A 22,558-nucleotide genomic window follows, 5' to 3' on the forward strand; every position below is an offset into this window, starting at 1 on the left:
AGGCTGCTCACCGGCGGGACCGTGGACCGGCTCTCCCGAGGGATGCCTCGGGCTCCCAGCTGGTTCCCGTCCCCGGGCCTCTAGCTCAGTTGGTAGAGCATCGGACTTTTAATCCGCTGGTCGTCGGTTCGAGCCCGACGGGGCCCACCCCGGGCAGGACGAGGGCCGGGGGAAGCATGGCTTCCTCCGGCCCGGGGGGTGTGCTCTGTTACTTCAGCACGGGGTGACGCTGGACGAACGGGATGCGCTCCCACACCTTGCCGAAGCCCCAGGTGCGTCCGGCTCCCATGAGAGCCAGGGCGATCAGCGCGAGGGCGTAGATCAGGTGGTCGTCGATGAAGGGGTTGTTGGCCGGCGGGAGGACGGCGCTCCACATCAGGACCAGCAGAAGGGTGCCGGCGGCGGCGGCGAGACGCATTCCGATGCCCAGCATCAGCGCGAGGCCGATGCCGGCGAGGCCGATCATGAACAGCCAGTCGGCCCATGCTGCCCCTGCGAAGCCCTGGTAGAACCCGGCCAGCGGTCCGTCGGTGCCGAACTTGAGGAACCCCATGGTGGGCGAACCTCCGTTGATCCAGGCGTCGGGACCGAACCGGTCGACGACCCCGGTCTCCGGGTTGCGTCCGGTGCTGAAGCCGAGGGCGAACAGCTTGTCGATGAAGGCCCACAGGAACACCCAGCCAAGGCTGAGGCGCAGGGCGGCGGCCACGTGGCGCAGTGCGCTCCTGGCGGCAACCGGCTCGGCCTGCGCCCTCACGGCGGGAGCTGCGATGTGGGGGGCCGCGGGCTGGGGGGCCGCGGCGGAGTTGATGCGGTTGACGTGGGTGCTCATGGCCCGATCTCCGTTTCTGGTAGTGCCGCCCGAACTTCGGGCACTTCAGATGTTGGCCGCTGGGGAGCACCGCAAGCAGGGACCAAAGGCCCCTCATCCCAAGTCGGGACCAACGTCCCGGCCGAGCGTCGAGGGCCCTTCACGGCAGCGCACCGGGCTTGAACCGTCCGCGCCATCGTCCCTCTGACCACGTTCGTCCTACGATCGCTCCATGACCGGCGAAGACGAGGGCCCGAGCGGGTGGGAGCACCACTCGCGCGAGAGCATGGCCGCCTTGCTGGATGCCGTCCTCGCCGTGAGCTCTGACCTCGAGCTGCCGGAGGTGCTCACGCGCATCGTCGAGTCCGCATGCTCCCTCGTCGGCGCCCGCTACGGGGCGCTCGGCGTCCTTCGCCCCGATGGCGAGTACCTCGCCGAGTTCGTCACCCACGGCGTCACCGACGAAGAGCGCCGCGCCATCGGTGAATTGCCGCAGGGGCACGGCATCGTCGGCTTGCTGATCCGTGAGCCGCGGGTGCAGCGCTTGCGTGAGATCTCCGAGCACCCGCAGTCCTACGGCTTCCCGCCCCACCATCCGCCGATGCACAGCTTCCTCGGGGCGCCGGTGCGCGTGCGCGACGAGGTCTTCGGCAACCTGTACCTCACCGAGAAGCAGGGCGCGAGGGAGTTCTCCGAGGAGGACGAGACGCTGCTGTCCGCCTTGGCCGCGGCGGCGGGAGTCGCGATCGAGAATGCACGCCTCTACGCCTCGAGCAAGCGACTTCGCGCCTGGTCCGACGCGGTGGCCGAGCTGACCCAGACCCTGCTCTCCGGCCCGCAGGAGCAGCCAGCGCTCGACAAGATGGTCACGCTCGCAGGCGAACGCGCCTACGCGCCCCTCGCCTTCGTGCTGTTGTATGACGAGGACGGCGCCCTCGTCGTGCGCGCCCGGCAGACGCCGGACGTCTCACCTGCCAGGGCTTCCGCGGCCGGCTGGTCGGCGTCTCTCGGCGTGGGCAACAGGATCGATCCCGCGACCTGGGACGCGATCACCTCCCCGTTCGTCCGGGGGACGAATGACACGGATGGAGACCCCGCCGTGTCGAAGGATGTCGAGATCCTCGCCGGACGATCGGTCGGCAGGTTCGCGATCATGCCCCTCGGGCCCGGCCGGGACCACCTGGGTTTCCTGGTCGTGGTCTGGGACCCCGGACACGACCCGTCCGACGCCGAGGTCGTCAAGCCGTTGCTCGAGTTCGGGCAGCACGCCGGACTCGCCCTGCTCGCCGCCCGGTCCCAGCGTGACCAGACGTTGTTGGCCCTCCTGGAGGATCGGGACCGGATCGCCCGCGACATGCACGACCATGTCATCCAGCGGCTCTTCGCGACCGGGCTCTCGCTCCAGTCTGCCGCTCGCCTGGCCGTCCACCCGACCGTGCGCGAGCGACTCGACGACGCGGTCGACGACCTCGACGGAGCCATCAAGGACATCCGGCACACGATCTACGAGCTGCACCGCATGCCGGCCGGCACGATCCGCGACGAGATCGCCGGGTTGATCGGTGACGCCTCGGAGCTCCTCGGCTTCGAGCCCACCCTGCTCATCGAGGGACGGCTGGCAGGCCTGACCGACTCCCTGGCGGCTGACCTCGTCGCCGTGGTCCGCGAGGCCCTGGCCAACATCGTGAAGCACGCCCGTGCGACTTCCGTGCGTGTGCACCTGCGGTGCGACAACCACGTCCGCATCGTCGTGACCGACGACGGAGTGGGCATGGACCCCGCCAGCGCACGCAGCGGCCTGGTCAACCTCGGCAGCCGGGCGGCCTCTCGTGCGGGGACTTTCGAGATCAATCCCGCCGCGCCCGCCGGGACCGTGCTGGCGTGGACGGTGCCCGCGGAGCGCGATCACTAGAGCGGCGACGATGAGCGGCGACAATGAGCGGAGCGACCTGCCGGCCGCCGGGGAGCGCGGCCACAGGTACGGGAGGACCTTAGGCCCTGACACGACGGCATCCGAGGCACGATGATGTCGTGGACCAGTGAAGGAGCTGTAGGTGACCATCAGCGTGTTTCTGCTCGACGACCACGAGGTCGTCCGCCGGGGTCTGCGTGAGCTGCTCGAGACGACTCCGGACATCATCGTCGTGGGCGAGTCCGCCTCGGCGGCGGAGGCCACGCGCCGGATCCCGGCGCTGCGGCCCGACGTCGCCATCTTCGACGCCCGTCTGCCCGACGGCTCGGGCATCGACTCGTGCCGGGACGTGCGGTCGGTGGACCCGGGCATCAAGGGGCTCATCCTCACGTCATACGACGACGAGCAGGCCTTGGCGACGGCGGTCCTCGCCGGCGCCTCGGGCTACCTGCTCAAGGACATCAAGGGCAACGGCCTGATCGACGCGATCCGACGGGTCGCGGCCGGTGAGAACCTGCTGGACGAGGACCGGGCCGAACAGCTGCGCAAGAAGTGGTCGCCGAAGGAGGGTCCGGACGAGCTGCTCAGCCAGCTCACTCCTCAGGAGCAACGCATCCTGGAGCACGTCGCCCAGGGCCTCACCAACCGCCAGATCGGTGACGCCATGTTCCTGGCCGAGAAGACGGTGAAGAACTACGTCACGTCGGTGCTGTCCAAGCTGGGGCTCGAGCGTCGCACCCAGGCGGCCGTCTTCGCCGTGCAGAGGCATTCCGGCAAGGGCCTGCGCTGACCCACATGTAGGACCTTTTGCCCTGCCGCGTCTGGCTGGGAGGGGCGATGGTGGAGGCATGAGTACCTCAGAGATCGGCTCGGCCACCCGGCTGTCGACCTCCCAGGCCCTGGCTCTGGCGCGAGACAGCGTGGTGGGCCGCCTGGCGGTCGTCGTCGAGGACCACCCGGACATCTTCCCCGTCAACCACGTCGTCGACCACGGCACCATCGTCTTCCGCACGGCGGAGGGCACCAAGCTCGCCTCCGCGATCGGCCGACTGGTCGCCTTCGAGGTGGACGGGTATGACGTCGCCTCCGGCTCCGCGTGGAGCGTCGTCGTCAAGGGCCGCGCCCACGAGATCCTCGAGATGGGTGACGTCCTCGACGCACTGAGTCTTCCCGTCTTCCCGTGGCACGACGCACCGAAGCCGCGCTACGTCCGCATCGAGCCGGACAGCATCTCCGGGATGCGCTTCGCCGTGCCAGGTGGCACCGTGACCGGCAGCTCCGGTGAGCCGGGGACCAGTGGTCGCACACGCTCATGAGCGCCGAGGCGGGGCGACAGCTCCCGACCATGATGCGGGTGTGGGAGACCACCGGCGAGGGCCCAGGAGGCCCTCGCCTGCGCGCCGGCACCCGCCCGGTCCCGTCCCCCGCCGCCGGTGAGCTCCTGGTGCGGGTCGAGGTCTGCGGGGTCTGCCGCACCGACCTGCACGTCACCGACCACGACCTGCCGCGCCACCGGTGGCCCGTCGTCCCCGGCCACGAGGTCGTCGGCACGGTCGTCGGCCTCGGCCCGGCAACCATCGGTTTCGCCGTGGGCGACCGGGTCGGGATCGCTTGGCTCCGGAGCACCTGCGGGCAGTGCCGCTGGTGTCGTTCCGGTGCCGAGAACCTCTGCCCCGCGGCACGATTCACCGGGTGGGACGAGGACGGGGGTTACGCCGACTACACGGTGGCTCCCGCGGCCTTTGCCTACGCCCTACCGGACGAGCTGGCCAGTGCCGACCTGGCGCCCCTGCTCTGCGCCGGCATCATCGGTTACCGCGCTCTGCGGCGGGCAGGGCTGCCGCCCGGGGGCCGGCTCGGGCTCTACGGGTTCGGAGCGAGTGCGCACCTGACGGCCCAGCTGGCCATCGCCCAGGGGGCACAGGTGCACGTTCTCACCCGTGGCGACTCGGCTCGCGCGCTCGCGCTGGAGCTCGGCGCGCTCTCGGCCGGCGCTGCCGACGACCACCCACCGGTCCCACTGGACTCCGCCATCGTGTTCGCACCCGCCGGAGAACTGGTGCCGGTGGCCCTCGAGGCACTCGACCGTGGCGGGACGCTCTCGCTGGCCGGCATCCACATGAGCGACGTGCCCCCGCTGGACTACGGACGACACCTGTTCCTGGAGAAGACGGTCACGTCCGTCACCGCGAACACCAGAGCCGACGGTGCCGAGCTGCTGCGGCTGGCCGCCGCACTGCGGATCAGGCCGCAGGTCACGTCATACCCCTTCGACCGGGCGAACGAAGCCCTCGACGACCTGTGGGAGGGGCGGGTGACCGGCGTAGCAGTGCTCGACGTGACCAGCGGTCGCGGTTGAACCCCATGACGGGACCTTGGGCCCCTCCACTCCCGGCCGCGACCGGCCAGACTACAGAAATGAGCACCCAGCACACCTCTGAAGCGGAGCAGCAGAGCCCCGGCCCATGGTTTCGCGAGCGCCCACCGCTCACGGTGGGCGCCAGCGCGGCGATGTTCATGGCAGTGTTCGTGGTCCGCCTCTTCTTCGGTGACGCGAGCGATGCTCTGCTGATCCTGCTCGTCTTCCCGATCAGCCTCCTGGCGCTGACCTTCGGCACCCGGGTCGGTCTGGTCGCAGGTCTCGTCGCCGCATGCCTCATCGGGCTGTGGGCCTGGATCGACGGTGTGAACCTGTCGTTGATGGGGTGGTTGTCCCGCATCGGCCCGCTCCTCTTCCTGGGCGTGCTGGTGGGCGATGCCGCCGATCGGCTCAAGCGCGCCGACGAGGAGCGTCAGTGCCTGGCCATCGCCCAACTGCGTCACCGGCAGGCCGTCCAGGTCAATGACTCCCTGATCCAGGGCATGGCCTCCGCCAAGTGGTCGCTCGAGTCCGGCCGACCCGACACGGCTGCGACGACCCTGGAGGAGACGATCGCGACGGGACAACGTCTCGTCTCCGACGGCCTGCGGGCGGCCGATGCAGACACTCCCCGGCGTCACGGGGCTCTCGCAGGCTGAGAAGGACGTCCATGGCTCTGGGGACTGCTCGTCCCGGCCGTCGGGGCACACCTGGCAGAAGCAGGACCTCAGGCCCTGTGCCCTCGAGCCGGCTGCCGACAGGCTGGTGATAGATCAAAGCAACCCGGAAGGAGCCCCACATGTCCAGGCGCGAGACCACCGAACGCCACAGCGACCTTGTCGTCGGGTATGACGGGTCGCCCGCTGCTGCAGCCGCCGTCACCTGGGCCGCAGGCGAGGCCGAGCTGCTCGGGGCCCGGTTGCGGATCATCACCGGTGCCTCGTATTCCGCGTTCGCGGCCGGCCCCTACGCCGGCCCGGTGATCCAGGACCTCGAGGACGGGGCTCGGTCCATCGGCGAGGAGGGGCAGCGGCTGGCCGCGAAGTCCCTGCCAGCGTCAGACATCCTGGTGGAGCCCATCGTGGGCAGCGTCTCCAACGCCTTGGTCGAGGCCTCGGCGGACGCACGGATGGTGGTCGTCGGCACGCGGGGCCGCGGTGGAGCAGCCTCGGCCCTTCTGGGCTCGGTGTCTTTCGCCGTCACGGCGCACGCCCTCTGCACCGCGGTCGTGGTGCCGGAGCCTTCCGAGGACCGCTCGAAGCAGGGCCCGGTGGTCGTGGGTGTGGACGGCAGCCCCGCCTCGGCCGTCGCGGTGGACCACGCCAGCGATCACGCGGTGCGCCACGGACTTTCGTTGGTGGTCTTGTCTGCGTGGCAGCGCCCGATGAGTCCGGGTCTGCAGGAAGCAAGTTGGGGGATGCCGGACCCGAGCTGGGGCGAGAGCGCGCGGTCGGAGGCGGAGGAGAACGCCGACAACGCCGTGGACTCCGTCCACGAACGCCACCCACACCTCGCCGTCGACGTCCAGGTCGTCGAGGGCGCGGCCGGTCCTGCGCTGACCGCAGCGTCGCGGACGGCCGACCTCGTGGTCGTCGGGACCCGGGGGCTGGGCGGGTTCGACCGGCTCCTGCTCGGCTCGGTCAGCCGCGCCGCGCTGCACCGGACCGCCTGCCCGGTGGCCGTGGTCCGAGCCTGAGAAGCGGCCCGGCCACACCCGCTCCCGTCCTTGTCGACATCCCTGGGCGCCACCGGAGCTAGGGGTCTGAATCGCAATTCCGCGCTGGCACTGCCGGCCGGCACCTCGAGTGCCGAGCTGCGCGGCGCCGTCAGGGAATCAGGACGATCCGGCCGTCGACCTCGCCGGCTCGCAGCTGCTTCATCGCGATGTTGACTGCCGCGAGGTCCATCTCGTGCACCGGCACGCTGATCCGACCGGCCTGAGCCAAGGCGATCACCTGCTCCAGCTCGGCCCGGTTGCCCCAGTAGCTGGTGGTCACCTCGACCTCGGCAGTCGGGGCGAAGAAGCTCACCGGGAGGGAGCCCCCGGCGATGCCGAGGATCACGACCAGGCCCCCGACGCCGGCGAACGAACCCGCCATGGCCAGCGTGCCGTCACTCCCGACGAAGTCGAGCACGGCGTCGGCTTCGCCGCCCAGGCCCGATACCGCCTCGTCGTCGGGATGGAACACCTCGGCGGCGCCGCGCTCCCGCGCCATGCCACCGCGGCGCTCGGACGGCTCGATGACCACGATTCGCGCCGGGGACAGGACGGACAGCAACTGCACGGCCATCTGCCCGAGTCCGCCGCAGCCGATGATCACGGCGGTCGATCCGGGCACCAACCGGGGCAGCGCCTTGCGGACCGCCCGATAGGGCGTGAGGGCGGCGTCGGTCAACGGGGCGCCGGCGACAGGATCCAACGAACCAAGGGGCACCAGGTGACGCACCGGGGCCACGACATACCGGGCAAAACCGCCGGGGTGACCGATCCCCAACCACGAGGTCGTGTTGCACAGCTGCTCGTTGCCCCCGACACAGACCCTGCACGTCCCACACCCCCAGCCGCCGAAGATGGCAACCGGCTCGCCGTGACTGACACCGCGGACTCCGCGCCCGAGCGCTTCCACCCAGCCGGCCACCTCGTGGCCGAGCACCCACGGGAAGGAGGGGAGGACGGGGATGTCCCCGTCCGCGAGGTGCAGGTCGGAGTGGCACAGTCCAGCCCCTCCCACGCGGACCAACACCTGCCCCGGACCGGGTTCCGGCACAGGTAGGTCGCGAACCTCCAAGTCCGTGCGATACCCGTCCAACAACGCTGCGCGCATCACCGTCTCCCGATCTGGGTGGTGACGGCGGTCTGTTCGGGTGGCAGGACCACGACTCTCCGGACGCCGCGGACGGACGCCGCGACGGCTTCGGCCAGGCTGGCATCCCGTCTCGAACGCACGCCGCTGACGGTCACCTCCGCGTCGCAGACCCGCACTCGCCAGCCGGGCAGCCCGTCCGACGCCAGCCGTAGCCTGACGTCCGCCTGGATCTCCTCGTCGCAGCGGGACAGCGCGCGCACCACGTCACTGCGGCTGATCACGCCGACCAGACGGTCATCGTGCACGACCGGGATGCTCTTCCAACCGCGTTCGGCGAAGACGGCCGCGACGTCGGCGACGTCGGCTCGCTCATGCGTCGTGAACGGGCCACGTGTCATGACGGACTCGACCTGGTGATGCCGGGGTGGCGGGGGGACGGATGATCGTGCGTGCGCGCGGGGGTCTGGCTCGAGAGGGTCTCGCAGGACGTCGGATTCACTCACGACACCCACCACGCGGTCGCGCTCGTCCACGACCGGCAGGCACGAGATCCTGGCACTGACCAACAATCGCATCGCCTCGTCGATCGTCGCGCCGACCGGCAGACTGAGCGCCGGCTGGGTCATCACTTCACGAACCAACATGGCCGCGTCCTCTCCTGGGCTGCCCCGGAATCACCGGCAGACCGGCGGGTCCGGCGGCGATCCGGCTCCTCGCCAGCATCCGGCCAGCCGCGGACCCGCGGCAGGGCCGAAGGTCCCGCCCTGTTGCGGGGCACGCCTGCCGGCCTCATGCACTGAGAGCTTCCACGGCGGGACGTTCGGCACTGCTCACCCGGGGGTCGCGCGAGCAGTGTCAAAGCACCACGACTTTGGAGGGGAGAGCGCCATGATCACGTCGAGTTATCCGGTGCGGGTGACGGCCAGGCTGGACCCGGGAGTCAGCCGAGGGCTGTGGCTCGTGAAGTGGTTGCTGGTCATCCCGCACTATGTGGTGCTGGGCTTCTTGTGGCCTGCCTTCATCCTGCTCAGCGTCGCCGCATTCTTCGCGATCGTCGTCACCGGTCGGTACCCCCGGCGAATCTTCGAGTTCAACGTCGGTGTCCTGCGATGGAGCTGGCGAGTCGCCTACTACGCGTATGGCGCGCTGGCCACCGACCAGTACCCGCCCTTCTCTCTTCGGGAGAAGCCGGACTACCCCACCCACCTCGAGGTGGACTACCCCCCGCACCTGTCCCGCGGGCTGGTCCTGATCAAGTGGTGGCTCCTCGCGATCCCGCACTACCTGGTGCTCGCGTTCTTCCTCGGAGGCGGCTTCTACACCGCGAGCCACGGCGCCGGCCAGCTCGATTCGCCGTGGTCCGCGGGGGCCAGCCTGATAGCCCTGCTTGCCACACTGGCAGCGGCCGTGTTGCTGTTCACCGGGCGCTACCCGAAACCCCTCTTCGACCTGCTCCTCGGCATGAATCGCTGGGTGCTGCGAGTCGCGGGCTATGTGGCGCTGATGACCGACGAGTACCCACCGTTCCGACTCGACCAGGGCGGGGACGAAGCCGACTCCAGAGGTGTGACCTTCCCGTCCTGACCACCAGATCGCCAAACGGCCACCATGTTGCTCCCGGCCCGGAAAGGGCGCTCGTCGGTAAGGGGACCAATGGCCCTGCACACCGGCTCGCCCGTCGACGACCGTGGTGATCAGACGAACTTGCGTCGTCGTCTTCAGGACTCGCAGCAAGGAGCACTCCCATGAACACTCCCTCGCGTCGCAGCGTCGTGGTGGCCATCGACGGCTCGCAAGCCAGCGACCTCGCCCTGGACTGGGCCGTCGACGAGGCCCGGCGCCGCAATCTCCCCTTGCACCTGGTGCACGCCCGCGGCGTGGACGACTGGTGGCTGATGGCTCGAGCGCCGGTGCCACGCGAGCTGATCGACATCCAGGACCAGCTGCTCGAGGAGCGGGTCGACCGGGTGCGACGACAGGCGCCGGGAGTGGTGGTGTCGTCCGACTCGGCGGTGGGCCACGCGGCCAAGACACTGATCGACCTCTCCCACGATGCCGAGGTCGTCGCGATGGGCGCGCGTGGCCGCGGCCCGGCGAAGCAGGCGCTCCTGGGCTCGGTCTCTGCCCAGGTGAGCGCGCATGCCCAGTGCCCCGTCGTCGTGGTGCGTGGCAACCCGGTCGCTGCTCCCGGCCAGCCTCGCGTCGTGGTCGGGGTGGACGGCTCGGCGAACTGCCAGGATGCAGTCGGCTACGCCTTCGAGCAGGCGTCCTCGCGCTCGGTGGGTCTGACCGCCGTCCACGCCTGGGCCGAGGAGTTGGTCGACGGCCTGGCCACGCTGGCCCTCTCCAAGGAGCAGCACGAAGCCATGGTCCAGGAGCGACAGGCCATGGTCTCCGAGGCGCTTGCAGGATGGTGCAGCAAGTACCCGGACGTCGACGTCCGCGAGCACATCCTCCGGGCGCACCCCGTCGAGGCCCTGCTCGACGAAGGGCGCCAGGCGGACCTGCTCGTGGTGGGCAGTCGCGGACTGGGTGGATTCACCAGCCTGCTGCTGGGGTCTGTGAGCCGCGCGGTCCTGGCCCGAGCCGCCTGCCCGGTGGCCGTCATACGCCCGGCGCACCACCAGGAGTGACGACGACAGGACCTCGAGTCTGCGGCACTGCCATCGTGTCGACGGTCCCGTCCAGCCCGGCAGGAGGCGACGTGTGACGATGGACTGGCCGACCGACAGCGAGGGACCGACATGGCTGACGACAGCCCGACGCAGGACCGAAGGGGCCTCGTCGTCCTCACCCGGGCGGAGTGTTTCGACCGGATCCGGAAGGAGCCTGTCGGCCGGGTCGCCTTCGCCGCGGACGACGAGGTGGTCATCCTGCCCGTCAACCACCTCGTCGTCGGCGAGCGCATCGCTTTCCAGACCACCTGGGGGAGCAAGCTCCAGGTTGCCGCCGATCAGGGCCCGATGGCCTTCGAGGTGGATGGACACGAGACGTCCCGCTCTTGGGGCTGGAGCGTCCTTCTCCAGGGGCACGCCACCATCGTGCATGACCTCGATGAGCGGCATCGGCTGAGCTCGCTTCAGCTGCAGACATGGGCCCCCGCGGCCGAGAACATGTTCTGGATCGTGATCACGCCACAGCGCGTCGCGGGGCGAGAGATCCACTCTGCGTCGCCGGAGGAACAAGACGCAAGGGACCTTCGGCCCTAACCCGACCGAGGGCGGCTGGGCACGATGGCTACATGACCGAGCAGCAGTCCGCACCCCGTCCCTCACGCCCTTCGACCGCCGCCGGTGAAGTGGTCGCCGGTCTGGTGAACGACGGGTCGGCGGCGAGAGTCGCCCGGGCCGCCGTCCGGTTGGCGGCCGTCCGCCAGTGCGGAGTCCGTTTCGTGCAGGTGCTCACCGCGCACGCGCACGAGGACGCGGGCTCCGCCACCTTCGGGATCGCGCTGCGGGCGCTGCGTGGCCAGCACCGCATCCCCGTGGCCTTCGAGGTGCTCAGCGGCCATCCCGGTCGGACTTTGGTCGAGCGGAGCGCCACGGCCACAGCCCTCGTCGTCGGCGCCGACACGCGAGGCGCTTCGAGCGGGACGGCCCGCTACTGCCGGACCCACGCACGTTGCCCCGTCGTGACCGCCTCGGCCCCCGACGAGGTCCTCGAGCCGGCGTCCGCGCGATGAGCCGGTCCAACGGCCCCGGCCCGGCATCGGCGACTCGTCTCTACGGGCTGCGAGCGGCTTCACAGAGCAATGAAGGAGCAGGTATGACGTTGACCAAGCCCAGTGCGCGACCGGTCGTGGTGAGGTGTGACGGGTCGGCCGTCAGCCAGGACGCCGTGGCTGCGGCCACGAGGCAGGCGGCGCGCTACCGTGCCCCGCTGGCGTTGCTCGCCACGCACGCGGAACCTTCCCACCAGCGGACCGGCGCGCCCTCGCCGCTGCAGCCTGCGCCTGCTGACGACCCCAAGAGCATCGCGGAGCGGGCGTGGTGGCGAGCCAACCACACCGACCCGTCCGTTGCCGTCCAGATCATGACCGTTGCCGACCTGCACTCGCAGCGTCTCAACCAGCTCGCTTCGCGCGCGCGCCTGTTCGTGGTGGGTGGGGCAGACGTCCTGGCCCCAGGCTCCACCGCTTGGGGATCCACGGCTCGTGCCCTCGACCGGCTGTTCCGGTGCCCGGTGCTGTTGGCCGGTCCCTCGGTCAAGGCCGACGATCACCGTCGGCCGGCCGTGGTCGTCGGGTTCAGCGGCGCACCGCAGGACGCCGAGTTGATGCCCCCTGCACTCGCCGAGGCAGAGCTACGGGGCTGGGACGTGGTCGTCGTCCGCGCGGTGGCCTCGGCCGAGGAGCTCGAGCCCGCCATGGACGAAACGTGGGCTGCCCTCAACGGGCACTGTCGCGAGATCCCTTGCCGCGTCGTGCACCTCGTCGCGAAACCGGCCGCGGCCCTGGCCGACCAGGCCGCCCCGGGAGACCTGCTGGTCATCGGTTCACGTGGGTCCTCGCCCGTCGGGCACCTCACCCAGGACTCGGTCGGCGGTGCGACGGTCCGGCGATCGCGGTGCGACGTGCTCGTGCTACCGGTCACCGGGCGCCCCACGCGTTCCGGGCCCGGCGAGCGGTCGCTGAGCTCGCCCGCCTTCGAATACCGCTGACCAGGGCATCGAGAAGGGAACCGACCAGATGACCACCCCTGACCCGAGCCGGATCGCCCGCGAGGGGTCGCTGCCCCAGACACGTCACCTCGTCGTCGGCTTCGACGGATCGCCGCCCGCAGGAGAGGCGGTGGCGTGGGCAGCGGCCGAGGCGAACCTGCTGGATGCAGACCTGCACATCGTCCTCGCCGCGTTCTATCCCGCCTGGATCGCGCAGTCGGGTGACCTGGCTCCGGGAGTGCCACAACCGCTCGTGGCTGCTGTGGAGGGCGCACGCCACGAGGCCGAGCTGCTGGCCGCCAAGACCCTGGACCGGTCCAGGGTGACCAGCCAGATCGTCAATGACAACGCCGGTTCGGCCCTCACGAAGGCGTCCGAGACTGCAGCGGCGGTCGTCGTCGGGCACCGCGGCCGTGGTGCCGTGACCAGTGCGCTGCTCGGATCGGTGTCGGTTGCCACGGTCACCCATGCCCGCTGCACGGTTGTCGTCGTCCGCGGCGCGCCCGGTCCGCGACCTGCACCGCGCGGCGTCATTGCCGGCGTCGACGGGTCGAGCTCTTCGGACAAGGCTGTCGAGTATGCCGCGGCCTTCGCCGCCAGACGACACGCACCGCTACACGTGGTCGCTGCTTGGCAGGAGGCGCCGGTCATGGGTTGGGAGTCGGTCTACTGGGAGGCCAACGTCCTGCAGGAGTGGGAGCAGACCATGGCAGCTCAGGCGGAGAAGGTGGCCGCGACCGCTGCCGAGCAGGTCAGGCGCGCCCACCCGGGCCTGGAGGTGACGGCGGAAGCGGTCAACGACCGACCGGTCGATGCGCTGGTCCACGGCTCCGCCGACGCCGAGCTCGTCGTGGTGGGCGCCCGTGGCCTCGGTGGCTTCCAGCGACTGCTGCTCGGGTCGGTCAGCCGCTGTGTGCTCCATCGCGCCAGCTCGTCGGTCGCGGTGGTGCGCTGAGCCACCCTTTGCTGCGGGCCGCCGAGCACGGGCGTGGGAGGATCCACCCCGTGACGACGATCCTCTCCATCCAGTCCTCGGTCGCCTACGGCCACGTCGGCAACGGCGCTGCGGTCTTTCCCCTGCAGCGCATCGGCGTCGAGGTGTGGCCCGTGAACACCGTTCACTTCAGCAACCACACCGGCTACGGCAGGTGGCGCGGTCCCGTCCTACCAGCGCAGGACGTGCGCGACGTCATCGCCGGCGTGGGCGAGCGTGGGGCCCTGCCGGAGATCGACGCCGTCCTGTCCGGCTACCAGGGCGGGACGGAGATCGGTGGCGTCATCATCGACGCGGTGGCTGAGGTCAAGGCGGCCAACCCGGCGGCCATCTACGCCTGTGACCCGGTGATGGGCAACGCCAAGAGCGGTTGCTTCGTCCACCCCGATATCCCGGTCCTGTTGCGCAGGAGCGTCGTGCCGCACGCCGACCTGATCACCCCGAACCAGTTCGAGCTCGGCTTCCTCACCGAGACCGATCCCCACACGATCGACGAGACGCTCGCCTCGATCCGCGCCGCGCGGGACATGGGCCCGCGGACGGTGCTGGTGACCAGTCTGATGCGGCCGGACGCGCCCGAAGGCACCATCGAGATGCTGGCGGCCGACGGCGAGGAAGCCTGGATCGTCCAGACACCCCTGCTTCCCTTGAAGGCCAACGGGTCCGGTGACGTCACGGCCGCGCTCTTCACTGCTCACCACCTCGAGACGGGCCGCCTCGACGAAGCGCTGGGCCGCACCGTGTCCTCGATCTTCGACATCCTGCAGACGACTCTGGACTCTGGCCGGCGCGAGCTGCAGCTGGTGCAGGCGCAAGAAGCCATCGCCCACCCTCGCATGCAGTTCAACGTCACCCCCGTGCGGTGACCTGCAGCGGTAACCGTCTGTCGAAACCGCGACCGGCAGGCCTCAGGCGAAGACGCGCGTGCCTGCCGGATTCCAGTAACCGGCGAACATGGCGGGGCTGTTGTGCGCAATCAGCACCTCACCGGCCGGGGTCACGGCGATCGTGCCGCCCGTGGCCGAACGCGACTCCAGCTCCACGTCATACGTCGCGGTGACTGCCTGCTCCAGCGACGACCCGGCATACCGCATGCGGCTGACGATGTCGTGGGCCACGACTCCCTGCAGGTAGGCCTCACCCTCCCCCGTGCACGAGATCGCCGCCGTGTCGCCGCGAGCGTAGGTGCCCGCCCCGATGACCGGTGAGTCGCCGACCCGGCCCTCGCTCTGACCGACCATGCCACCCGTGGACGTGGCCGCGGCCACGCGCCCGCGTCCGTCGACCGCGACCGCACCGACCGTGCCGGACCGTGACGCCTCGGTGCGGGCAGCCAGCACGTCCTCCAGCTGCCTCTGGCGCGCGGGCGTGACGAAGTAGTCCGGCTCCGCGGTCTCCAGCCCCCACCCCCGCACCGCGTCCGCGCTCGGCCCGACGATGAACGCGTGCGGTGTGCGCTGCATCACGGCGCGAGCCACCAGCACCGGGTTGCGGGCGCACCGGCTCACCGCGATCGCGCCGGCACGGCCCTCGTGGTCCATCACCGCGGCGTCGTGCTCGGCCGTGCCGGCCGTGGTGAGGGAGGCCCCGCGTCCGGCGTTGAACAGCGGGTTGTCCTCGAGGCTGACGACCGCCGCCGTCACCGCATCGAGGGCGGTGCCCCCACGACCCAGCACATCGGCTCCCGCCGCCACGGCGTCGGCCAGCCCGCTCTGGTAGCTGCCGGACGCCTCGAGGCTGAGCTCACTCGACCACGCGCCTGCCCCGCCGTGGATCACCAGGGCGGGCCCGCCGGTGGGAGACAGGTGGAATGACTGCATGGGTTGCCTTTCCTGGGGATTGGTCATCTCCCACCTGCCTGACGGGTCAGGTAGTTGACGGCCACGAACGACCGGAACGCCGCGAGCAGGTCGTTGGTCTCGATGCGGATCACCCGGGTGTCGATCCGTTCGGCACCCTTGACCCAGCTGCCGACCTCTGCCATGTCGGCCGTCTGCACCATGAGGTCCAGCCGCACCGGCGTCGCGATCGGCGGCACCTCGAGCTCCTCCGCGCGGGCCCGCTCGGCCGCGGCCCTGGCCGCGTCGTGGATCAGCTCACGCGCGTCCTCGGGGTGGAGGTTTGCCGCGGCGAACCGGGTGGCCGACTCCTTGGTGACCACCTGGACCGCCGACGGAGCGAACGGCGCGGTCTCCTGCTGGGTGACCGCGTCCCCGGTCACGAGCCCGATCGGGACGCCGAAGTGCGCCGCCACCAGGGCGTTGATACCGCTCTCCCCCACGAGCTGTCCGTTGACCCGGGCCTCGCTGAACACCTCGGGGTTGTAGGTGTGCGACAGCGTCGAGGAACGGCCGGAGATCGAGCCGTGGTAGCCGATGAAGAAGACCACGTCGAATGACTCGTCAAGCCCCTCCATCATGTAGAGGGGTTTGTGCCGGCCCGAGACGTAGGTCGCCCGCCCCGCGAGCGCGGCAGGGTCCAGGTTGTGCATCGCGCCGTGGGCGTCGTTGACGACCATCTCGGTCGCGCCGCCCGCACACGCGCCCTCGATCGCGGCGTTGACCTCGCCGAGCACGAGCCGACAGCCGATCTCGTAGCCCTCGCCGCCCGGTCGACACTGTGACCAGTCGACGATGCCGGCCACTCCCTCGAAGTCGAAGGACAGGTAGACCCTCATCGGCTCTCCTCTCGCGGCTGGTCCCGGGTCGAACGAGTCCGAGCGTATGCCGTGCCGTCACGTTCGCGACGAAACAGCCGGTAGACTGGCGGACGCTAAGGGCTACACACGCGTCTGTTGGGTGGGAAGACGCGCCCATCCACGTCCCTGGAGTTCCGTCAACGTGTCGCCCGTCGCGTCCTACCGCCGGTTGTTCTCCCTCTCCGGCCCCCTCTATGTCCTCATCGCCTTCCTCGGACGGCTGCCACTGGCCATGAGCCAGCTCGGCACCCTGCTGCTGGTGGCCGGTTCGACAGGCAGCTACGGCGCCGGCGGTGCGTCCGCAGGAGCGCTCGCCATGGCCAACGCGGCCGGCGCCCCGGTCGCGGGATCGCTGGCCGACCGGGTCGGCCAGCGACCGGTGGTGCTCGTCCAGTCCGTCGCCGGCGCGGCAGGGCTCGTCGCCCTCGTCGTCCTCGCGCACCTGGAGGTGGCGTGGCCGGTGCAGGCTGCCGTCGCGGCGGGAGCGGGCCTGATGATGCCGCAGGTCGGTCCACTGGCCCGGGTGCGATGGCGCCCGATCACCCGTGAGACGGGGACGGAGCAGCGTCGCCTGGTCGACGCGGCGTTCTCCTACGAGGGTGCCGCCGACGAGGCGTCCTTCGTCCTCGGTCCGGCGCTGGTCGGCATCGCCACGGCCCTCGTCGCCCCGGCCGCCGCGTTGATCGCCGCCGCGGTCCTGCTCGCCGTCTTCGGCACCCTCTTCGCCCTGCACCCCACAGCAACCCTCACCCGGGCGCACCAGCCGCCCCGGCAGGCTGCGGGACGGCTGTTCACCCCGGCACTGCTCGTGCTGGTCGTCGCCCAGCTCATCGTGGGCACGGTCTTCGGCTCGGTCCAGACCGCGACCTCGGTGCTGGCCACCAACGCCGGTGTGCCGGGGCTCACCGGGCTGCTGCATGCCCTGCTCGGCGTCGGCAGCGTCGCAGCCGGGCTGTGCGTGGTGCGGCTGCCCGACTGGTTCGCCTACGAGAGCCGGCTGCGAGTCTTCGCGCTCGGTCTGCTCGTGCTGTCGACCCCTCTGCTGCTCGTCGACAGCCTGAAGACGCTGGCTCCCGCACTCGCGGTCCTCGGGGTGACCATCGCGCCCTACATGATCAGCGTCTTCACGCTCGCCGAGCGGATCACCCCGCAGTCACGCACCGGCGCCGCGATGACCGCCCTGGCGGCGACCACCGGCCTCGGCTACGCGGTGGGATCGAGCATCGCCGGCAGGCTCGCCGACTGGGGCGGGCAGACGCCGGCCTTTGCGGTGACGGTGGCCGCCGGAGCGCTCGCAACACTGCTCACGCTCGCAGCCGCGAGCACCTTGCGGCGCGAGCAGGACACGGCACCCGTGGGGCCGGGCACCGCCCCCGAGCGACCGGGGCCGGTGACCGGACAAGGCTCAGTCCTGTGAGGACTCGGCCCACAGGTTGATGCCGCACTCGACCGCGTCCTGGTCGATCGCCGCGAGCTCCTCGTCCGTGAACCTCGGGCCCTGGAGCGCAGCGACATTGGTCTCGAGCTGTTCGACCGACGAGGCGCCGATCAGGGTCGAGGTCACGCGCGGGTCCCGCAGGCACCACGCCAATGCCATCTGCGCCAGCTTCTGACCGCGCTGCCCGGCGATCTCGTTGAGTGCCCGGACGTGCTTGAGGACTGACTCGTCCAAGTGCTCCGGAAGCAGCGACTTCCCCTGCGCCGCACGGGAATCCTCGGGTATGCCGTCGAGGTAGCGGTCCGTGAGGAGCCCCTGCGCGAGCGGCGAGAAGACGATGCACCCCATGCCCTGCCGTTCCAGCTCGTCGAACAGGTCCTGCTCGATCCAGCGGTTGAGCATGGAGTAGGACGGCTGGTGGATAAGCAGCGGGGTGCCGAGGTCGCGCGCGATGGTGGCGGCCTCCTTGGTGCGCTTCGCCGAGTAGGACGAGATCCCGGCATACAGCGCCTTGCCCGACCGGACCGCCTGGTCGAGGGCCATCATCGTCTCCTCGACGGGAGTCTCGTGGTCGGCCCGGTGGCTGTAGAAGATGTCGACGTAGTCCAGACCCATCCGGTGCAGGGAGTCGTTGAGCGAGGACAGCAGGTACTTCCTCGAGCCGCCGATGCCGTAGGGACCCGGCCACATGTCCCAGCCCGCCTTGGTCGAGATGACCAACTCGTTGCGGTAGGGCCCGAAGTCCTCGTGCAGGAACCGGCCGAAGTTGCGCTCCGCCTCACCGTAGGGCGGTCCGTAGTTGTTGGCGAGGTCGAAGTGGGTGATGCCGAGGTCGAAGGCGCGACGTAGGATGTCGCGCTGGGTGTCGATCGACTTGTCGTTGCCGAAGTTGTGCCACAGGCCCAGCGAGATGGCGGGGAGCTGCAGCCCGCTCGCGCCACACCGGCGGTACTGCATCGACTCGTAACGGTCCTCGGCTGCCTCGTAGCTCTTCATGACCCTCAGCATAGGAAGGGCCGGCCAACGCGGCCAGCATAGGAAGGGCTGGGCAGCGCGGCGCCACCTGTCACAGTGGAGGGATGGCAGCGTCCTCTCCTGTGTTGATCACCGGCTGTTCTTCGGGCATCGACGCGGCCACCGCCGAGCTGCTCGTGCGGGCGGGCCACAACGTCTACGCGACTGCCCGCAGAGCCGAGACGTTGGCCCGCCTCGCCGACAGGGGCTGCCGGGTCCTCGCATGGCGCGCACCTACGCGAGCGCGCTGCGGGCCTCGACCCCGGAGCGCGTGGCGAGCGTCGTGCTCAAGGCCCTGGAGGCCGAGCACCCGCGCAGCCGCTACGTCATCACGCCGATGGCACGCGCGCTGATCGCGTTGCGCCGGTTCGGCGGCGACCGCGTCTGGGATGCCGCGATGCGCCGGCAGTTCCGGAGTTCTCTCGTGAGCTAAAAGCCTTGCCCCCCGTCGCTCGACGGGAGGCATGATGAAGCGTGACCTCGATCCGCGATCTCCATCGACAGGCGCTCGACGACGCGACCACCGTCATCGACGCGCTCGACTCCTCCGACTGGGGCCGAGACAGCCGCTGCGCCGGCTGGAGCGTCCGCAAGCTCGTCGAGCACATGACCGGCCAGAACTTCGGGTTCGCCGCTGCCCTCGCGGACGGTGACGCGCCGCAGGACGCCTACGCCCCGCGGACGGTGGACCAGTGGGCGCAATCGGTGGACACCCTCCGCCAGGCCGCCACGTCACCGGCCGACCGGATCCGCCTCGTCGAGGTGCGGCCGGAGACGCGGCACACCGGCGAGGCGGTGCTGGGGTTCCAGACACTCGACACGGTCGTGCACACCTGGGACATCACCGGCCCTCCCCACCGCCCCGCCCCCGCCCTCGTGGACCTCGTCGCCCGCCAGGCGCAACTGGTCCCGACGCAGCGCCCCGTGGACGCCCCGTTCGCCCCTGTCGTGGACGGAGACGACTCCGATCCCTGGCTCCATGCCCTGCACCTGCTCGGCCGGGTCACGTGAGGCCGATCTAGCGGTCGCCGCCGAGCAGGTGCTCTCCGGGCTGGACGACTCCTCCGCCAAGCGCCTCTGGAGGGCCCTCCCTGACCGACGGGTCGTCAGGCGTGCAGGCCTCCGTCACTGTGCAGCAGCTGACCGTTGATCCACTCGCCCTCGGACGAGCAGAGGAATGACACGAGGGCTGCGGTGTCGCTGGGCCGGCCACCGCGCCCCCGCGGCTGGGCGGCAGCGATCTGCTCACGCAGCTCGTCGCTCATCCAGCCGGTGTCGACCGGCCCGGGGTTGACCACGTTGTGCCGATCGAAGCTCTCCACGCTCGTGTCGAGGAGGGACGAGTCCACCGACTCGCAGTGGCACATGACGAGCGCGGTCACGGGTCCCAGGTCACGCTCCACCTGGTCGAACACCTCTGCGGGAGCCTCAGGGCGTTCGAAGTCCGCCGAGACGCTGAGGGAGCGAGCGCCGTTGTCGCGCAGGGCTGCTCCGACTTCGTCGACGTCGGCGACCTGACGTCCCCAAGGCATCCGGTCGTCATACGCTGCCCAGTAGGTGGTGGCGACGTCCCAGCCGTCGGAGGCGAGTCGCAGGGCGACGGCCGCGCCGATTCCGGCGGTGCGGCCCACTCCGGTCACCAGGGCGATCGGACGGTCGGTGCTCATGCCGGCGAGTCTCACCCCAGCACGACGTCATCGCAAGCCGATTCGACCGCGAAGCCGGACCGCGCCGCTCGGGATCAGGCGATCCCGTCTGACCGGACACCCACGCCGAGAGCGCTCTCGGGGTCCGGGACCCCAGCCGGCTCGGGGAAGCCGTGCCCGGCCGGGGGCGGCGTTGGGGTGCGGCGCTCGTCCATCTCCTTCCACTGCGGCAGCAGGCCGGGCAGGGTCGTCGCGAGGAAGTAGATGCCACCGGCGAGGAGCAGAGCGGGCGCGAGACCGACCACGGCAACGGCCCCGCCGGCCGCGATGCCACCGAGCGGCATCCCGGCCCACGCCATCGACTCGGCAAGCGAACCCACCCGGCCGAGCAGCGGCCGCGGGATCCGCGAGATGTAGATCGCGCCGATGATGGGATTGATGAAGCCGGCGCCGAAGCCCCCGACGGCACAGATGCCGAGGATCAGCCAGATCGGGGCGCCCAGCGCGAGGGCGATGAACCGCGGGCAACCCGCGATCGCGAACGCCACGAGATAGGTGATCCGACGTGGCAGCCGCTCGCCTAGTGCGGCCGCGAGCAGTGCCCCGATCGTGGCGGTCACGCCGAAGACCGAGCCGATCAGGCCGATCTGGGTCGTGCCGTAGCCGTGGTCCATGATCCACACCGGCAGCAGCACCGACATGAAGGCCATGTCGAGGAGGTTGGTCGCGAAGATCATCGCCGTGATGCTGCGCATGAGCGGCTCGTGGACCAGGAAGTCCCAGCCACTGCGCAGCTGCCGCCGGTAGGTCTCGGGTGGTGCGTCGTCGTCCGTCTCGTCGAGGTGACGTGCCGGTCCCCAGAGTCCGATGAGCATCGCGCAGACCGCGAAGGACGCGGCGTCGATGACGAGGGCGTTCGCGGCCCCCACGAGGGCGATGATCACGCCGGCCACGGCCGGTCCGATGATCGTGGCTGTGCGGTCGGTGCTGCTCTCGAGCCCGGTCACGCGCTCGATCGGCACGCGAGCCTGTTCGGCGATGTCGGGGACGAGGGTGCCCTTGGCTGCGTCCGAGGGTCCGCGCGCAGCGCCGGCGAGAGCCACGAGCCCCAGCAGTGCCGGGAAGCTCAGCAGCCCGAGCACGTGCAACAGCGGGACGAGCCCGACCAGGACGGCGCTGGCGAGGTCAGCGACCACGCTCACGCGGCGCGGTCCGATGCGGTCGATGATCGGGCCGCCGAGCGCCTTGGTGATGACCAGCGGGGTCATCTCGAAGACCACGACCAGGCCGGTCTTGGTCGCCGACCCGGTGGTGGTGAGCACCAGCCAGGGGATGGCGATCGCGCTGACGCGGGTGCCCGAGATGGAGACCACGTTGGCCGCGAGGAACGCCCACAGCGGGGTCCGGTTCCGTCCCTCGGCGCCACCCTGGCTGGTTGGTCGCCCTCGTCGGCGCTGCGTGTCCTGCTCACCCCCCGCTGGTGGGCTGGCGCCGACTCCGCGGTTCACTGCCCCTCCCTGGGGAAGGCCTGCAGCTGCACCGTCACCGGCCGTGACCCGCGGGGGTGCGGACCGTCGTCCTCGGTGCGGTACCTGCCCAGCACCGCTCTGACCTCGTCGAGCATCTGGGTCAGCTGGCTCGGCGTGAGGTGGAAGGCGAAGTCCGACATCTCGGCGGCACGCTGCCACGCCTTGGGCAGCGACGGGATCTCGTCGATGTAGCGCAGCATCGACTCGGCGTAGACCTGCGCATTGCCTCGCAGGTAGGCGTTGGCGAGCTCGGGCTCCTCCTCGAACAGGTCCTGGTCGAAGTAGGTGCCCCGGTGTGCCGAGCTCCACCACCGCTCGCGACCACTGCGGTGCCCTTCGGCCTCGACGATGAGGCCGGCGTCGGCGAGCTGGCGCAGGTGGTAGCTCGTCGCACCACTGTTGACGCCCAGTCGCTGGGCGAGACCGGTGGCGGTCGAGGGGCCGAAGCGGCGCAACAGACCCAGGAGCTGGTTGCGCATCGGGTGCGAGAGGGCGCGCAGGACGGTGTGGTTGAGCACCACGTCGCGTTCCGGGTCAGGGTGCCACGCCTTTGGGGGAGGTGTCGGTGACATGCGCCTTACGGTAGAACGCAAAGGTTTCTTTGCACAAGCCTCTTTGCACATTTCTCTTGGCGACCCCCGCGAACCACAGGATTCTCTGTGAGCCACCCCGCTCGTGGGCGGTGGTCAAC

25 protein-coding genes, 1 tRNA gene and 1 pseudogene are annotated in these 22,558 nt (G+C 70.4%); 18 read left to right on the forward strand and 9 right to left on the reverse strand.

What is annotated here, in order from left to right; translation table 11 throughout:
- Window positions 1–74 precede the first annotated feature (74 nt).
- Window positions 75–147, forward strand: a tRNA-Lys gene (locus tag FCN22_RS11805).
- Window positions 148–208: 61 nt separating this feature from the next.
- On the opposite strand, the gene FCN22_RS11810 is transcribed toward FCN22_RS11805, so the two are convergent.
- Window positions 209–832, reverse strand: coding sequence for a DoxX family membrane protein (locus FCN22_RS11810; RefSeq protein ID WP_137121753.1), 624 nt, complete (start codon window positions 830–832; stop codon window positions 209–211).
- 211 nt (window positions 833–1,043) lie between these two features.
- Here FCN22_RS11810 and FCN22_RS11815 point away from each other — a divergent pair, with 211 nt between their 5' ends.
- The 6 genes from FCN22_RS11815 to FCN22_RS11840 all read left to right on the forward strand — a co-directional run bounded on the left by FCN22_RS11815 (window position 1,044) and on the right by FCN22_RS11840 (window position 6,778).
- Window positions 1,044–2,723: a GAF domain-containing sensor histidine kinase gene (locus tag FCN22_RS11815; RefSeq protein WP_137121754.1), complete on the forward strand. Its 1,680-nt coding sequence runs from the start codon at window positions 1,044–1,046 to the stop codon at window positions 2,721–2,723.
- Between the two features lie 142 nt (window positions 2,724–2,865).
- On the forward strand, window positions 2,866–3,513 hold the full coding sequence (locus FCN22_RS11820; protein ID WP_137121755.1) for a response regulator: 648 nt from the start codon (window positions 2,866–2,868) through the stop codon (window positions 3,511–3,513).
- A 58-nt stretch (window positions 3,514–3,571) separates the two neighbouring features.
- The gene (locus FCN22_RS11825) at window positions 3,572–4,039 is read left to right on the forward strand and encodes a pyridoxamine 5'-phosphate oxidase family protein (RefSeq protein ID WP_137121756.1); all 468 of its coding nucleotides are present in this window, start codon (window positions 3,572–3,574) and stop codon (window positions 4,037–4,039) included.
- A complete protein-coding gene (locus FCN22_RS11830) occupies window positions 4,036–5,082 on the forward strand; it encodes a zinc-dependent alcohol dehydrogenase family protein (RefSeq protein ID WP_338016657.1) in 1,047 nt (348 codons plus the stop codon). The genes FCN22_RS11825 and FCN22_RS11830 overlap by 4 nt, the downstream gene beginning before the upstream one ends.
- Window positions 5,083–5,141: 59 nt before the next feature.
- Window positions 5,142–5,741, forward strand: a complete 600-nt coding sequence (locus FCN22_RS11835; RefSeq protein ID WP_137121757.1) for a hypothetical protein — start codon at window positions 5,142–5,144, stop codon at window positions 5,739–5,741.
- A gap of 140 nt (window positions 5,742–5,881) precedes the next feature.
- The gene (locus FCN22_RS11840; protein ID WP_137121758.1) at window positions 5,882–6,778 is read left to right on the forward strand and encodes a universal stress protein; all 897 of its coding nucleotides are present in this window, start codon (window positions 5,882–5,884) and stop codon (window positions 6,776–6,778) included.
- Between the two features lie 130 nt (window positions 6,779–6,908).
- On the opposite strand, the gene FCN22_RS11845 is transcribed toward FCN22_RS11840, so the two are convergent.
- Both FCN22_RS11845 and FCN22_RS11850 read right to left on the reverse strand, forming a co-directional pair.
- Window positions 6,909–7,907, reverse strand: coding sequence for an NAD(P)-dependent alcohol dehydrogenase (locus FCN22_RS11845; RefSeq protein ID WP_137121759.1), 999 nt, complete (start codon window positions 7,905–7,907; stop codon window positions 6,909–6,911).
- Complete coding sequence (locus FCN22_RS11850) at window positions 7,907–8,533, reverse strand: CBS domain-containing protein (protein WP_137121760.1); 627 nt, start codon at window positions 8,531–8,533, stop codon at window positions 7,907–7,909. Before FCN22_RS11850 ends, FCN22_RS11845 begins: the two co-directional genes overlap by 1 nt.
- Before the next feature lie 244 nt (window positions 8,534–8,777).
- On the opposite strand from FCN22_RS11850, the gene FCN22_RS11855 reads away from it, so the two are divergent.
- The 7 genes from FCN22_RS11855 (at window position 8,778) to pdxY (ending at window position 14,408) form a co-directional block, all read left to right on the forward strand.
- Window positions 8,778–9,473, forward strand: a complete 696-nt coding sequence (locus FCN22_RS11855; RefSeq protein WP_137121761.1) for a DUF4389 domain-containing protein — start codon at window positions 8,778–8,780, stop codon at window positions 9,471–9,473.
- A 161-nt stretch (window positions 9,474–9,634) separates the two neighbouring features.
- Window positions 9,635–10,522 (forward strand): universal stress protein, encoded by an 888-nt coding sequence (locus FCN22_RS11860; RefSeq protein WP_137121762.1) that lies wholly within the window; start codon window positions 9,635–9,637, stop codon window positions 10,520–10,522.
- Between the two features lie 111 nt (window positions 10,523–10,633).
- Window positions 10,634–11,098 (forward strand): pyridoxamine 5'-phosphate oxidase family protein, encoded by a 465-nt coding sequence (locus FCN22_RS11865; protein WP_137121763.1) that lies wholly within the window; start codon window positions 10,634–10,636, stop codon window positions 11,096–11,098.
- Between the two features lie 32 nt (window positions 11,099–11,130).
- Window positions 11,131–11,571, forward strand: coding sequence for an adenine nucleotide alpha hydrolase family protein (locus FCN22_RS11870; protein ID WP_137121764.1), 441 nt, complete (start codon window positions 11,131–11,133; stop codon window positions 11,569–11,571).
- A gap of 83 nt (window positions 11,572–11,654) precedes the next feature.
- Window positions 11,655–12,548: a universal stress protein gene (locus tag FCN22_RS11875; protein ID WP_137121765.1), complete on the forward strand. Its 894-nt coding sequence runs from the start codon at window positions 11,655–11,657 to the stop codon at window positions 12,546–12,548.
- A gap of 28 nt (window positions 12,549–12,576) precedes the next feature.
- The gene (locus FCN22_RS11880) at window positions 12,577–13,503 is read left to right on the forward strand and encodes a universal stress protein (RefSeq protein ID WP_137121766.1); all 927 of its coding nucleotides are present in this window, start codon (window positions 12,577–12,579) and stop codon (window positions 13,501–13,503) included.
- A gap of 50 nt (window positions 13,504–13,553) precedes the next feature.
- On the forward strand, window positions 13,554–14,408 hold the full coding sequence (pdxY, locus tag FCN22_RS11885) for a pyridoxal kinase PdxY (RefSeq protein WP_137121767.1): 855 nt from the start codon (window positions 13,554–13,556) through the stop codon (window positions 14,406–14,408).
- Between the two features lie 42 nt (window positions 14,409–14,450).
- Here pdxY and FCN22_RS11890 read toward each other — a convergent pair whose 3' ends face one another.
- Both FCN22_RS11890 and FCN22_RS11895 read right to left on the reverse strand, forming a co-directional pair.
- The gene (locus FCN22_RS11890) at window positions 14,451–15,362 is read right to left on the reverse strand and encodes an isoaspartyl peptidase/L-asparaginase family protein (protein WP_137121768.1); all 912 of its coding nucleotides are present in this window, start codon (window positions 15,360–15,362) and stop codon (window positions 14,451–14,453) included.
- 23 nt (window positions 15,363–15,385) lie between these two features.
- Window positions 15,386–16,219 (reverse strand): M55 family metallopeptidase, encoded by an 834-nt coding sequence (locus tag FCN22_RS11895; RefSeq protein WP_137121769.1) that lies wholly within the window; start codon window positions 16,217–16,219, stop codon window positions 15,386–15,388.
- 163 nt (window positions 16,220–16,382) lie between these two features.
- Between FCN22_RS11895 and FCN22_RS11900 the strand changes: the two genes are divergently transcribed.
- Window positions 16,383–17,657, forward strand: coding sequence for an MFS transporter (locus FCN22_RS11900; protein ID WP_202911546.1), 1,275 nt, complete (start codon window positions 16,383–16,385; stop codon window positions 17,655–17,657).
- Here the strand turns inward: FCN22_RS11900 and mgrA are convergent.
- Window positions 17,646–18,674 carry an L-glyceraldehyde 3-phosphate reductase gene (gene mgrA, locus FCN22_RS11905; RefSeq protein ID WP_137121771.1) on the reverse strand — a complete coding sequence of 343 codons (1,029 nt, stop codon included), beginning with the start codon at window positions 18,672–18,674 and terminating at the stop codon, window positions 17,646–17,648. The two genes, FCN22_RS11900 and mgrA, sit on opposite strands and share 12 nt — an antisense overlap.
- An 83-nt stretch (window positions 18,675–18,757) precedes the next feature.
- Here mgrA and FCN22_RS22820 point away from each other — a divergent pair.
- The 3 genes and pseudogenes from FCN22_RS22820 to FCN22_RS11915 all read left to right on the forward strand — a co-directional run.
- Window positions 18,758–18,883: pseudogene (locus FCN22_RS22820) on the forward strand (SDR family NAD(P)-dependent oxidoreductase); the annotation flags it as partial.
- Window positions 18,884–18,915: 32 nt separating this feature from the next.
- On the forward strand, window positions 18,916–19,125 hold the full coding sequence (locus tag FCN22_RS22230; protein ID WP_238384696.1) for a hypothetical protein: 210 nt from the start codon (window positions 18,916–18,918) through the stop codon (window positions 19,123–19,125).
- 41 nt (window positions 19,126–19,166) lie between these two features.
- A complete protein-coding gene (locus FCN22_RS11915) occupies window positions 19,167–19,703 on the forward strand; it encodes a maleylpyruvate isomerase family mycothiol-dependent enzyme (RefSeq protein WP_137121773.1) in 537 nt (178 codons plus the stop codon).
- Window positions 19,704–19,798: 95 nt separating this feature from the next.
- Here the strand turns inward: FCN22_RS11915 and FCN22_RS11920 are convergent, their stop codons facing one another.
- The 3 genes from FCN22_RS11920 to FCN22_RS11930 form a co-directional block, all read right to left on the reverse strand.
- A complete protein-coding gene (locus FCN22_RS11920) occupies window positions 19,799–20,359 on the reverse strand; it encodes an SDR family oxidoreductase (RefSeq protein ID WP_137121774.1) in 561 nt (186 codons plus the stop codon).
- Window positions 20,360–20,433: 74 nt separating this feature from the next.
- A complete protein-coding gene (locus FCN22_RS11925; RefSeq protein WP_202911547.1) occupies window positions 20,434–21,846 on the reverse strand; it encodes an MFS transporter in 1,413 nt (470 codons plus the stop codon).
- A complete protein-coding gene (locus tag FCN22_RS11930) occupies window positions 21,843–22,439 on the reverse strand; it encodes an ArsR/SmtB family transcription factor (protein WP_162308193.1) in 597 nt (198 codons plus the stop codon). The genes FCN22_RS11925 and FCN22_RS11930 overlap by 4 nt, the downstream gene beginning before the upstream one ends.
- Window positions 22,440–22,558: the final 119 nt, after the last annotated feature.

The sequence above is a fragment of the Segeticoccus rhizosphaerae genome (assembly GCF_005222685.1).
In the GTDB taxonomy this organism is placed as follows: Bacteria; Actinomycetota; Actinomycetes; order Actinomycetales; family Dermatophilaceae; genus Segeticoccus; species Segeticoccus rhizosphaerae.

Excerpts from the sequence above, each read along its gene's own strand:
- FCN22_RS11810 (WP_137121753.1), bottom strand. The coding sequence starts at position 832 with ATGAGCACCCACGTCAACCGCATCAACTCCGCCGCGGCCCCCCAGCCC.
- FCN22_RS11815 (WP_137121754.1), top strand. The coding sequence starts at position 1,044 with ATGACCGGCGAAGACGAGGGCCCGAGCGGGTGGGAGCACCACTCGCGC.
- FCN22_RS11825 (WP_137121756.1), top strand. The coding sequence starts at position 3,572 with ATGAGTACCTCAGAGATCGGCTCGGCCACCCGGCTGTCGACCTCCCAG.
- FCN22_RS11830 (WP_338016657.1), top strand. The coding sequence starts at position 4,036 with ATGAGCGCCGAGGCGGGGCGACAGCTCCCGACCATGATGCGGGTGTGG.
- FCN22_RS11835 (WP_137121757.1), top strand. The coding sequence starts at position 5,142 with ATGAGCACCCAGCACACCTCTGAAGCGGAGCAGCAGAGCCCCGGCCCA.
- FCN22_RS11840 (WP_137121758.1), top strand. The coding sequence starts at position 5,882 with ATGTCCAGGCGCGAGACCACCGAACGCCACAGCGACCTTGTCGTCGGG.
- FCN22_RS11845 (WP_137121759.1), bottom strand. The coding sequence starts at position 7,907 with ATGCGCGCAGCGTTGTTGGACGGGTATCGCACGGACTTGGAGGTTCGC.
- FCN22_RS11850 (WP_137121760.1), bottom strand. The coding sequence starts at position 8,533 with ATGTTGGTTCGTGAAGTGATGACCCAGCCGGCGCTCAGTCTGCCGGTC.
- FCN22_RS11855 (WP_137121761.1), top strand. The coding sequence starts at position 8,778 with ATGATCACGTCGAGTTATCCGGTGCGGGTGACGGCCAGGCTGGACCCG.
- FCN22_RS11860 (WP_137121762.1), top strand. The coding sequence starts at position 9,635 with ATGAACACTCCCTCGCGTCGCAGCGTCGTGGTGGCCATCGACGGCTCG.
- FCN22_RS11865 (WP_137121763.1), top strand. The coding sequence starts at position 10,634 with ATGGCTGACGACAGCCCGACGCAGGACCGAAGGGGCCTCGTCGTCCTC.
- FCN22_RS11870 (WP_137121764.1), top strand. The coding sequence starts at position 11,131 with ATGACCGAGCAGCAGTCCGCACCCCGTCCCTCACGCCCTTCGACCGCC.
- FCN22_RS11875 (WP_137121765.1), top strand. The coding sequence starts at position 11,655 with ATGACGTTGACCAAGCCCAGTGCGCGACCGGTCGTGGTGAGGTGTGAC.
- FCN22_RS11880 (WP_137121766.1), top strand. The coding sequence starts at position 12,577 with ATGACCACCCCTGACCCGAGCCGGATCGCCCGCGAGGGGTCGCTGCCC.
- FCN22_RS11890 (WP_137121768.1), bottom strand. The coding sequence starts at position 15,362 with ATGCAGTCATTCCACCTGTCTCCCACCGGCGGGCCCGCCCTGGTGATC.
- FCN22_RS11895 (WP_137121769.1), bottom strand. The coding sequence starts at position 16,219 with ATGAGGGTCTACCTGTCCTTCGACTTCGAGGGAGTGGCCGGCATCGTC.
- mgrA (WP_137121771.1), bottom strand. The coding sequence starts at position 18,674 with ATGAAGAGCTACGAGGCAGCCGAGGACCGTTACGAGTCGATGCAGTAC.
- FCN22_RS22230 (WP_238384696.1), top strand. The coding sequence starts at position 18,916 with ATGGCGCGCACCTACGCGAGCGCGCTGCGGGCCTCGACCCCGGAGCGC.
- FCN22_RS11920 (WP_137121774.1), bottom strand. The coding sequence starts at position 20,359 with ATGAGCACCGACCGTCCGATCGCCCTGGTGACCGGAGTGGGCCGCACC.
- FCN22_RS11930 (WP_162308193.1), bottom strand. The coding sequence starts at position 22,439 with ATGTCACCGACACCTCCCCCAAAGGCGTGGCACCCTGACCCGGAACGC.